The sequence below is a fragment of the Coleofasciculus sp. genome (assembly GCF_046539235.1).
GTDB lineage: Bacteria > Cyanobacteriota > Cyanobacteriia > Cyanobacteriales > Coleofasciculaceae > Coleofasciculus.
This window is the reverse complement of sequence record NZ_JBKHHI010000232.1, coordinates 1-10379: the sequence shown is the minus strand read 5'-3', so window position 1 is coordinate 10379 and position 10379 is coordinate 1. Positions and strand designations below refer to the sequence as shown.

The window sequence follows — 10379 nt, the reverse complement described above, 5'->3', positions numbered from 1 at the left end:
GCTGAGTCCAGATGGTGAATATCTGATTAGTGGGAGTGAGGACAAGACAATCAAGATTTGGCATCTGCATCGGGGGGAACTCATGCAAACCCTTGAAGATCATACCGCCCCAGTATACGCCCTTGACATTGGTGCTGATGGATTCCTTGCTAGTGGGAGTGAGGATAAGACAATTAATTTGTGGCGTCCCTTGTAGCGCCATGGCTTACCTTCATTTGGTTTCCTCTAGTGAGGGAGAAGAAGAATCCGGAGACCAAACCCCAATATCAACCGTCATCGATATAATACCTGCGATCGCGGCGGCTATTCCCAGAATTCCCCCCACTATTTTCCCCACTTTCACCCATTCCGCCTTCGTTTGCGGAAATCCAGGAACCCTTATCCCCCGCCTGATTCCCAATAACGCTAACCACTCCTCCATTGTTTGTGGGCGATCGCCATATTCCAATTTCATACCTTGGACAATCCCCTGATTCACCTGTTCAGAAATGTCTGACTTTAGCGTCTTCGGTGGAATTAAATCAGCGATATCATCCAAACGATCTAACGCGGTTGCAGGTAACTTCCCCGTTAGCAAAACATACAATGTTGCAGCTAATGAATAAACATCCGTATACACCCCCTGTTCTCGGTTCGTTGAACTTAACTCCACCGGGGCGAATTGCTGATCTTTCCAACGAGAGGTTAACGGATTATTAAACTCCCCCGCTAAATCAAAATCAATCAGCACCGCCTGCTGCTTTCCGGCGCGTACCATAATATTCTCTGGCTTCACATCCCGATGCAGCAATCCCTGTTGATGCACCTCGATTAACGCTTCACCCACCTGCTGGATATAAACCAAGGCTTCCTTTTGGGGTATGGGTAGCGTCAAGTCAGAGAGTTTAATCCCGGCGATATACTCCATCCAAATACAAAAAACTTGCCCCTCTTTAAATGTGCGGTAAACTCGGACAATATGAGGATGTTTACAACGTTCCAGCTTCAGCGCCTCATCACGAAACTTTGACTCGATACTGGTTCGTTCTGCATCCGGAAGTTGACTGAGAATATCCTGATTGAGGGTTTTGACGACAAAATCCTTTCCGGTATCATCCTGAACCCGATAGGTAATCGCACAACGTCCCCGTCCTAATTCCTGTTGTATGGTGTACTTGCCATTTTGTAACGTCTGTCCCTTTGTCCAAGCCATTACCTGTAAATCCAAGACGTTACCTTATTCTGACACAAGGGTAATTTATTATTGGTCATTTGTTTATGTAAGGATTTGAGGACTATTTACTATTTATCAATTAAAAAGCACAAATAAAACAACGAATAATGCTAACTTGTTCTCTGTTTGCGGAAACAAGTAAACAATTAAGATTTATTTTGTCTTAACTTAAAATATCTGTAATCAAGATATCCTAGACGTTATTAGCGAGAAAAATTAGTTAGCTGATTGGGTAATTCAGGGTAAAAGCAAAAAACGAATGGATATCGTAGAATACAATCGCATCAAGCTGACCATCCGCCATCGACCTCTGTTGTTGTGGCTTTTGAGTACTGTTCTCGCCGCAGTCGGGCTAGGGGTGATTGCCTTTCAAGGCGGGTCAGCCCTAACCTGTCAACGATTAGCCCAAACAGGCAGTTGTGAATTGGTCAACTCCAGGTTGGTCGGAGCAGAGGTTAGAACCATTCCTTTAGAGAGTTTACGAGATGCCAGGATTGAGATCAATCCCAGGAATGAGAGTAATGATACTTATCGGGTGGTTCTCTTAACGGGGAGCGGAGCAATTCCCTTAACGTCGGATTATAGTTCCGATAGTAATCAGCAAGAATCTATTGCTTCCCAAATTAATACCTTTATTATGAATCAAGACCAGGTATCCCTGAACGTGCAGCAAGACGATCGCTGGTTTAGTTATCTGTTTGGCAGTTTATTGATCGGGGTGGGGTTGTTCGTGGCGGTGCATAAGGGGAAAGTCGTTACCTTGAGCTTTGATAAAGTGCGCGATCGCATGATGCTCAAGCAACGGGGTTTGCTCGGTGGTACAACCATAGAACTCCCTCTTGCCGAGATTGTTGATGTGACGATAGAAACGATTAGAGATGCCAAAGAGCGCCAGATAGAGCGAGTGGCTCTGGTTTTGAATTCGGGTAAACATCTTGCCATCACTCCCGATGCTGATCCATTCTGGGACTACAAAAAAGTGGCTCACTGTATTCGTCTCTTTCTAAATCTCAACTCGGAGCAGTCGTCGGGAAAGACGCCACAGCTCTGAGCTGGGGGAGCAATGTTCGAGACGTAGCATGCTACCTCTGGGAGATGAGGGCGGGTTTTGAACCAACTTTATCATCAATAGCTGGCGTGAAGTTCCTAAACCCGCCCCTACACACCATGCCCTCTTTCGGAAGCGAAGGATCAAAACTCAAAACTTTCTAACAACGCGCTAACCTATTCCTGGTAGGCTGATAGCTGAGATTAACAGCGTAGATGGCTAATATGGGACTGAATCGGCGGACTTTCCTGCAAAAAGCTGGCTGGGGTCTAGCGGCACTGGGAGTCAGTGAAACGGTACTATCACTCCTTGGTGATAAAAGTTTAGCCGTGCCTTTGTTGGAGCGTTATTTTCAGGTGCTGGCACAACCCGGTGGACGTAAGTTGGCACTTCTGGTGGGGATCAATGAGTATCCGCGCACGACAGCTTTGGCGGGGTGCGTAACGGATGTAGAGTTGCAACGAGAACTGTTAATTCATCGGTTTGGGTTCCAGGCGAACGATATCGTGACGCTGACGAATAGCCAAGCCACTCGCGAGACGATTGAAACCACGTTTATTGAACATTTGACCAAGCAAGCCGAGGCGGGTGATGTGGTTGTCTTCCACTTTAGTGGTTACGGTAGCCAAGTGCAGATGCCTCAGCCAGATGAAACCTTAGCCTCGGCGGTGCGCTGGCAAAACAGTTTTGTACCCGTTGATGGGATCTTGCCCACAAAAGGCGAACCCGCAGCTAACGATTTTTTAGCAGAAACCTTGGCATTGCTGTTGCGATCGCTAGCCACGGATCAGGTGACAACAGTCCTTGATACCAGTCATACGCAAGCGGTGAATATCCTCAAAGGCAGTCTAAAAGTACGCTCTTCTCCCCGTCAACCCGCCCTAGCGCCTAATCCCGACGAACTGGCGTTTCAAGAACAACTGGTGCAGCGGATCAAAGCCTCATCCAAACCCTGGAAATCATTAGATAAATCCATGCAAATGCCAGGATTGGTGTTAACGGCGGCGGGTTCGTCTCAACCCGCAACCGAGGTGCAGTGGAATGGCTTTAGTGCAGGTTTATTTACCTATGCTCTGACTCAGCATCTTTGGCAAGCCACGGCGGCAACCAGTGTTCAAATTAGCGTCAGTCGAACAGCTGGGATTGTGAATCAATTCGCGGGTAATGAGCAACAGCCACAGTTAACGGGTCAAAAGAGCCAAAATTCCTTGCTTGCCTATTACTTATCCCCCAATCCTCCCTTAGGGGCAGATGGAGTTGTCAGGGGGATTGAAGAGAATGGCAAAGTGGCACAGCTATGGTTAGCGGGATTACCGGCATCCGTGCTGGAATACTATAGTCCCAATTCGGTTCTAGAGTTGCTTGATGGGGAACCGATGAGTTTATCGTCGTCGCCGCCGGAAAATTCCTCAGCTACGGCTAACCCCGCTCAATCTGTCCCTAAATCCGTTCAACTCCAACTGCGAGCCAAAGACGGGTTAACCGCCAAGGCACGTATACTGAGTGGCAATGGCGGGGAAAAAGTGCAACCGCAAGTGGGTCAACTGGTACGCGAACGGATTAGAATATTACCCCGAAATATGGGTTTAACGATCGCCCTGGATACTCACTTAGAACGCATTGAACGGGTGGATGCAACCAGTGCCTTTGCCAGTATTCCTTCGGTGTCATCCGTTGTCGTGGCTGGGGAACAAGCGGCAGATTATTTGTTTGGCAGAGGAAAGAAACAGGCAACAGAAACGTCAGAACCGAAGTTTAAAGGAGGCTATGGACTCTTTTCCCTTGCCCGGAACCCAATTCCTAATAGTCTAGGCGAGGAGGCTGAGGCAGTTAAATCAGCAGTGAATCGCTTAAATGGCAAATTTAAAACCTTATTGGCAATGAAATGGCTGCGGTTGACCGCGAATGAAGGGTCATCGCGCCTGGGGATGCGGGCGTCGCTGGAAATGATTGCCCCGGAAACCAAGACAATCATCCAACGGGAAACCTGGCGCACGTCTGTTGGACTCGCTACCAATAAACCTAAGCAAAATGCGAGTAAGACTCCGCCCTCGGTGGGATCAGCAATAATGCCCAAGTTACCCATTGGCAGTCGGGTGCAGTATCGCGTAGAAAATTATAGTGATCGCCCTTTGTATTTCATGGTGTTGGGTTTGGAAAGTAGCGGCGGTGCGATCGCGTTTTATCAACAACTCCCTTCCCCCGAAGGATTGGAGTCCGAACAAAATCCACCGCTGATCAGTGGTGCGATCAAACCTGGGGAAACTCTGATTCTGCCCAAACCCTCAGCATCCTTTAATTGGATGATTCCCGGTCCTGTGGGTGTGGCGGAAATTCAACTGATTTGCAGCCCTTCTCCGTTCCCAGGTGCGATCGCGGCATTAGAAGCCGCCATGCGTCCCAAGGGAGAGGGAGAACGAGTTGGTGATTTGTTTAATCCCCTGGAAGTCACACGGGCGATTCTACAAGACTTGCATCAGGCGAGTAACATTACTCCCGATAAGTTGGGTATCGGTTCTGATGTGTATGCATTGGATGTGAATGCTTGGGCAACCTTGAGTTTTAATTATCAAGTGGTTTCTTGATTCGTCATTCGTCATTTGTCATTTGTCATTCGTCATTCGTCATATCATGTCCGCCTAAATAGTCATTATTCCTTTGACCTGCCCTGGAGCCTCCTGCCTTATGCCTTCTGTCCTCTACCTTGTCTCCCCGCACTTGGGATAAAACGAGACAATGACCTTTCGACTACTTCCAAGTTGATACGATGGATTGTTAGCGTTAACGATTTGGATGGTTATAGAACTGTCGTTATTTCTGAAATCGTCTAATCTGATTTCCTTAGGGATCTGTGTGCTGATTGGCTTATGGTTGTTAACCCGGTTTCTCTACGGCACATTATCTCGGACACGAGTAGAAATTAAGGAGCAGGAGTTCCTTAAATTAAAGTATAAAGCTATAAGGTTTGGTACATTGTTCTACCCCAAATCCCAACTGCACCTAAACCTAACAATACAGCGATCGCACTCACCACTGCACCGACAACGGGGATAGTGGTTAAGATGACGAAAATCAGCAATCCCATCCCTAAGGGTAAAATTTGCCCCTTGGTTTCAATCCGACTCACTCGAAGTACCCAGCGCCCGCCCAAAAGACTAATCACAATTTGGGGAACGTAGATGACAAACAGCCAAAAGCTAGCCACGAGTACAGTGTAAGTCAACAGTCCTAAGCCGAGAACCAGTGGCACTAATTCCTGGATAATCCAGCCCAAGACGAACATTAGTATCAAGCTAACCACCGGAATGGCGATCGCTAATACTCCCACACTCACAACGACCAGAATCCCCCAACCCGCACTCGCTAAGGGTTTGGATGCAATAGCATGGACTAATTGATTTGTCCAATTGGGTACAATCGCAAACAGCAATAAGCCAACCAGCAGTAATGCTAACCAACGCTGCACTCGATTCCATATCCTTGCAGTTAAGGTTGGAGGCGGTGCTGTTTCTATCTCTTGTCGAGAAATACCCTCAACTATTGTTGCTTGCGGACTGATATCAGCATCGGTGGGAGATTGATAGCGAAGCTGACCCTCAATTTGAGCCGAATCCGTTACCGTTAGCCCCCCTGGAACCTCAGGAATGGGTACAGGAGTTTGACGGACGAAGGTAGGGTTAAAAGAACCATCACCGACGCTAACCTGCACATCACCGCCAACGGTGCCACTCAATTCTAAAGCAGCCATACCCCCCGTCATCCGTTCTGCAACGGTTCCAGCCAGTAGCGCTTGCGCTCCGCCATAGGCTAAACTACCCCCAATAGTGCTACCCGGTTTGATCTCCAGACTGAAGCCTGCGGCGACCACATCATCGGCAATTTCAGCCTCGGTTCCCAATTGCAATACTTGACCCGCTATGCGGACATCATCCTGGACTGTACCGTTAATCACCACGGCTTGACCCGCCGCAATTAAATCGCCTGTAACTGTGCCGTTGATTGTAATTTGGCGACCTGCCCCAACGACATCTCCGTTGACTGTACCGTTAATCGTAATTTGGTTTCCAGCTAAGTATAAGTCATCCTCAATCAACTCATTGACACCAATAACGATCTCTTCTCCACTTTGCATCGTCATTGACCAGACGGGTGAGAGTCCAAATAGCCCTCCCAGCAATACCAAACCGATTAGAAATAGGAGAATTCGTTTAATGGTTATTCGCAGCGATTTCATCCTATCCTCCTCAAGGGGGTTTTGCTTATGCTGGACTATCTCTGGGATTTTGGGCGACTATCAAAAGATAGAGATATTAATCATTGGTTCTAAGTAGGTGGACTTGTATTAAAATTAACGGTTTAGATCAGGGAACAGGGAACGGTTTAACAGGGAACAGTAAGGGTTTGAGGGCGATTTACAGAAGTTGATACAGTCCCGTTTTCTTTTGTCCGACTACTTAGAACTTTTCCACAATCAACAATCAACCCTGAACAATCAACAGTTAATCTCTGTCGAATGATAGATTTATTCTAAATCAGCTTAGTGGATGATAGCGGTAAATTCCTATAGTCAGTGAAGTCTTTTCCGAGGAACTACTCGTGCGCCAGGATCGAATTCTTGCCTTAGTGTTGATTATTATTTGCGTCGTGGTGGCATTGGGGAATTGGCTAGGAGGCGGCACTCCCCGTCCTGAACAGGTAGGTTCTGGCACAGGTATTCGCACCAGAGGTCAAGCGGATGTGGCTCTCCTGGAAGTCTATGGTCTAATTAGCGACCAACCGACAACCACGCCATTTGCTACAACCGATACCTCAAATTCTAATGCGTTGATTAAAGCGATTCGCCAAGCTCGTAATGATCAGGTCAAGGCAATTCTACTGCATATTAATAGTCCAGGTGGAACTCCGGCAGCATCTCAAGCGATTTACAATGAGCTGATGCGAACCCGTGAGGACACTGATATTAAAATTGTTGCCAGTATGGGTGATGTTGCCACGTCTGGTGCTTATTATGTCGCCAGTGCTGCCCATCATATTGTTGCCAATCCCGCATCGGTAACGGGTTCAATCGGGGTAATTGTTCGCACCCAAAATGTTTCGCCCTTGTTGGATAATATTGGCGTGCAAACCGATAATATTAAAAGCGGTCAATATAAAGATATACTCTCTCCATTTCGAGAGACAACATCAGACGAACGGCAAATCGTGCAAGGGATTGTTATGGACTCCTATCAGCAATTCCTGGATGCCATTGTCGCAGCACGGGACATCTCGATGGAGCAGTTAAAACCGCTAGCAGATGGGCGAGTTTTTACCGGGAGACGCGCTAAGGAACTTAATTTAGTCGATTCCTTGGGAAACTCCTATGATGCGTTGCAAAAAACGGCAGAGTTAGCGAATATCCAAGGCGAACCGAAAGTCCGCAATTATACTTCAGGATTTTTGCAACAACCGTTTGATCTGTTGTTCTCGTCGTTTTGGCAGCAGTTGATTCCAGGGTATCAAAGGATTCGTCAGCGGATTGATTGGAACAAATTACCGTTACTGGTGATGGAATAGTCCGTTTTTGACGTTGTACAGATGTTCCGCCGGAACATCTGTAGTGATTTTGACCGCTAACTGTGATTACTCGTTATGCTGGATTCCTTATATACAGCTATTTTCCGCCCCTGTTCAGAAATTCGCTCTCCGATTCAAGCTGCCATTGCCATTGGCTTACTCGTCATACTGATAATGGCGCTAAACGCCGCAGGTGCGGCGGGATTGGGTGTGGGGGGTATCATCGGCTTTGGTGTGCTGTTCCTGTTGGCTGGATTGCTGGGTTGGTATTGGCTGGGAGCATCCCTGAACCTGGTGGCTCAATTGTTCGGGGGACAAGGAAATGGTAGAGAAAGCCTGAGTGCGATCGCGCAAGGCTTGTGGCCCCTACTCCTCACTGCACCTGCGATCGCGGCGAGTCAATGGTCTCAAACCCTGGGCGCTGTGTTCTCTCTGGCGATTACCGTTGGTGTGTTTGGGACTCTGACGATCGCTATCCATCGAGTGCATCAGTTAAGCTGGTTGTCCTCAATTCTCTGTGTGGCGATTACCTTTAGTCTTTCGTTCTTAGCCCTATTCGGACTCATCCTGTGGCCCCTAATGATTATTTTGGGTACCTAAACGCGAGAAATCAGCCATTGTCTGTGCCGAAAAATTGTTAGGATTTGTTACATGGCTAATTCTCGTATCCAAAAATTACTCGGCTATCTGCGCCCTCATACCACTCAGGTATCCTGGGGTATCCTGGCTCTGCTGATTGTCAATGCTGTGGGAGTCTATATTCCCCTCTTGATTCGGGATAGTATTGAGGAACTCCGCATCGCCTTCGCCTTTGATCAGGTGTTGCGGTTAGTCGGGCTGATCTTTATCCTGGCATCCTTGATGTGGGCGATTCGCATGGGATCGCGTATCCTTATCTTTGGCGTGGGGCGTCGGGTGGAATTTGACCTCAAACAAAAGATTTTTCAACATCTGCTTACCCTAGAACCCTCTTATTTCTCAACCAATACAGCAGGTGATTTGATTAACCGCGCCACGAGTGATGTGGACAATATCCGCCGTCTTGTCGGGTTTGCGGTGTTGAGTTTAGCCAATATTGTCTTTGCCTACGGTTTGACGCTACCTGTGATGATGTCGATTGAGTGGCGGCTGACGTTCTTGGCGCTGGCGGTTTATCCAGTCATGTTGATCACAGTGCGCCTGTTTAGTGATAAGCTGCGGACCCAACAACAGGCGGTTCAGGAAGAACTCTCCAACCTCAGCGAATTGGTTCAGGAAGATATGAGTGGTATCTCCCTGATTAAAATTTACGCCCAGGAAGACAATGAACGCCGTGCCTTCCGGGGTTTGAACCAACGACTTTTATCGGCAAATCTGGGATTAGCCAGCACTCGTAATGTCCTGTTTCCGGTGATTGAAGCCCTATCCTATATCAGCTTACTCCTGTTGATGTGGTTTGGCTCTGGTGCGATCGCGCGGGGGGCGATTACTATAGGAGATTTTGTCGCCCTGATTCTTTATGCCGAACGCTTAGTCTTCCCCACCGCCTTACTGGGATTCACGATTACCACCTATCAACGGGGTGAGGTGAGTATTGACCGAGTGGAGTCAATTTTGACCATTGAACCTAAAATTAAAAATGCCCCAGATGCGATCGCGCTGCCACAACCGATTAAAGGAGAGTTGAAAGCCGATCACCTTAGCTATAGGTTCCCCGATGCCAAAACTCCCGCCCTGCAAGCCGTTGACTTTCACATTCATCCTGGTGAAACAGTGGCAATTGTCGGGGCGATTGGTGCCGGAAAATCAACCCTGGCAAATGTTTTGCCTCGCCTGTTGGATATTGCGCCAAATCAGTTATTTCTGGATAGCTCCGATGTCACTCAGATACGCTTACCCGATTTAAGATCTGCGATCGCCTACGTTCCCCAAGATAGCTTTTTATTTAGTACCAGCCTAAAAAATAACATTGGTTACGGCGCACCGGGAAGCGAACAGCCGCAGATAGAACAGGCGGCAAAACAAGCCCAAATTCACGCCGAAGTTCTCAATTTTCCCCAACAGTATGAAACAATGGTGGGAGAACGGGGAATTACGCTGTCTGGCGGTCAGCGTCAGCGAATCGCCCTGGCTAGGGCTTTAGTCATGGATGCGCCGATTCTGATTTTAGATGACGCCCTCTCTAGTGTGGATAATCAGACGGCAACCCAAATTTTGGCGAATCTTTCCACAGGCGTTGACCGCAAAACGGTGATTTTCATCTCCCACCAACTCTCAGCCGCCGCTACCGCTGATCGGATTTTTGTCATGGATGCGGGGAAGATTGTGCAAACGGGGACTCACACTGAACTGATCCAAAGTCCAGGGCTTTATCAAGACTTGTGGAGTCAGCACCAGATTGAGGAAGTTTTGCATTAGTTACAGGGAACAGGGAACAGGGAACAGGGAACAGGGGAAATGTAAAGTTTTGGTAACGAATAATTAGAATTGTCACCGATTTAATTAAAGGTAAAAATCGATACAATTCTCCATCAGTACAGTAGGTTAGTATTGAAAGGGACATTGTAAAAAGCAATAGTCAAA

The 10379-nt window shown here is 47.7% G+C and carries 8 protein-coding genes; 6 read left to right on the top strand and 2 right to left on the bottom strand.

What is annotated here, in order from left to right:
- The coding region (locus ACLFWI_RS19085) for a WD40 repeat domain-containing protein (protein WP_446414221.1) at nucleotides 1–196 on the top strand (196 nt) is incomplete at its 5' end.
- A gap of 15 nt (nucleotides 197–211) precedes the next feature.
- Here ACLFWI_RS19085 and ACLFWI_RS19080 read toward each other — a convergent pair.
- Nucleotides 212–1192: a serine/threonine protein kinase gene (locus ACLFWI_RS19080; protein ID WP_446414220.1), complete on the bottom strand. Its 981-nt coding sequence runs from the start codon at nucleotides 1190–1192 to the stop codon at nucleotides 212–214.
- A 280-nt stretch (nucleotides 1193–1472) separates the two neighbouring features.
- Here ACLFWI_RS19080 and ACLFWI_RS19075 point away from each other — a divergent pair, with 280 nt between their 5' ends.
- Together ACLFWI_RS19075 and ACLFWI_RS19070 are read left to right on the top strand one after the other, a co-directional pair.
- Nucleotides 1473–2264 carry a hypothetical protein gene (locus ACLFWI_RS19075; RefSeq protein WP_446414219.1) on the top strand — a complete coding sequence of 264 codons (792 nt, stop codon included), beginning with the start codon at nucleotides 1473–1475 and terminating at the stop codon, nucleotides 2262–2264.
- A 212-nt stretch (nucleotides 2265–2476) separates the two neighbouring features.
- A complete protein-coding gene (locus ACLFWI_RS19070; protein WP_446414218.1) occupies nucleotides 2477–4846 on the top strand; it encodes a caspase family protein in 2370 nt (789 codons plus the stop codon).
- A 371-nt stretch (nucleotides 4847–5217) separates the two neighbouring features.
- Here the strand turns inward: ACLFWI_RS19070 and ACLFWI_RS19065 are convergent, their stop codons facing one another.
- A complete protein-coding gene (locus tag ACLFWI_RS19065; RefSeq protein ID WP_446414217.1) occupies nucleotides 5218–6495 on the bottom strand; it encodes a bactofilin family protein in 1278 nt (425 codons plus the stop codon).
- 362 nt (nucleotides 6496–6857) lie between these two features.
- On the opposite strand from ACLFWI_RS19065, the gene sppA reads away from it, so the two are divergent.
- The 3 genes from sppA to ACLFWI_RS19050 all read left to right on the top strand — a co-directional run bounded on the left by sppA (nucleotide 6858) and on the right by ACLFWI_RS19050 (nucleotide 10214).
- Nucleotides 6858–7817 (top strand): signal peptide peptidase SppA, encoded by a 960-nt coding sequence (gene sppA, locus ACLFWI_RS19060; RefSeq protein WP_446414216.1) that lies wholly within the window; start codon nucleotides 6858–6860, stop codon nucleotides 7815–7817.
- Nucleotides 7818–7892: 75 nt separating this feature from the next.
- Nucleotides 7893–8417, top strand: coding sequence for a YIP1 family protein (locus ACLFWI_RS19055; RefSeq protein WP_446410983.1), 525 nt, complete (start codon nucleotides 7893–7895; stop codon nucleotides 8415–8417).
- 51 nt (nucleotides 8418–8468) lie between these two features.
- Nucleotides 8469–10214, top strand: coding sequence for an ABC transporter ATP-binding protein (locus ACLFWI_RS19050; RefSeq protein ID WP_446414215.1), 1746 nt, complete (start codon nucleotides 8469–8471; stop codon nucleotides 10212–10214).
- Nucleotides 10215–10379 lie beyond the last annotated feature (165 nt).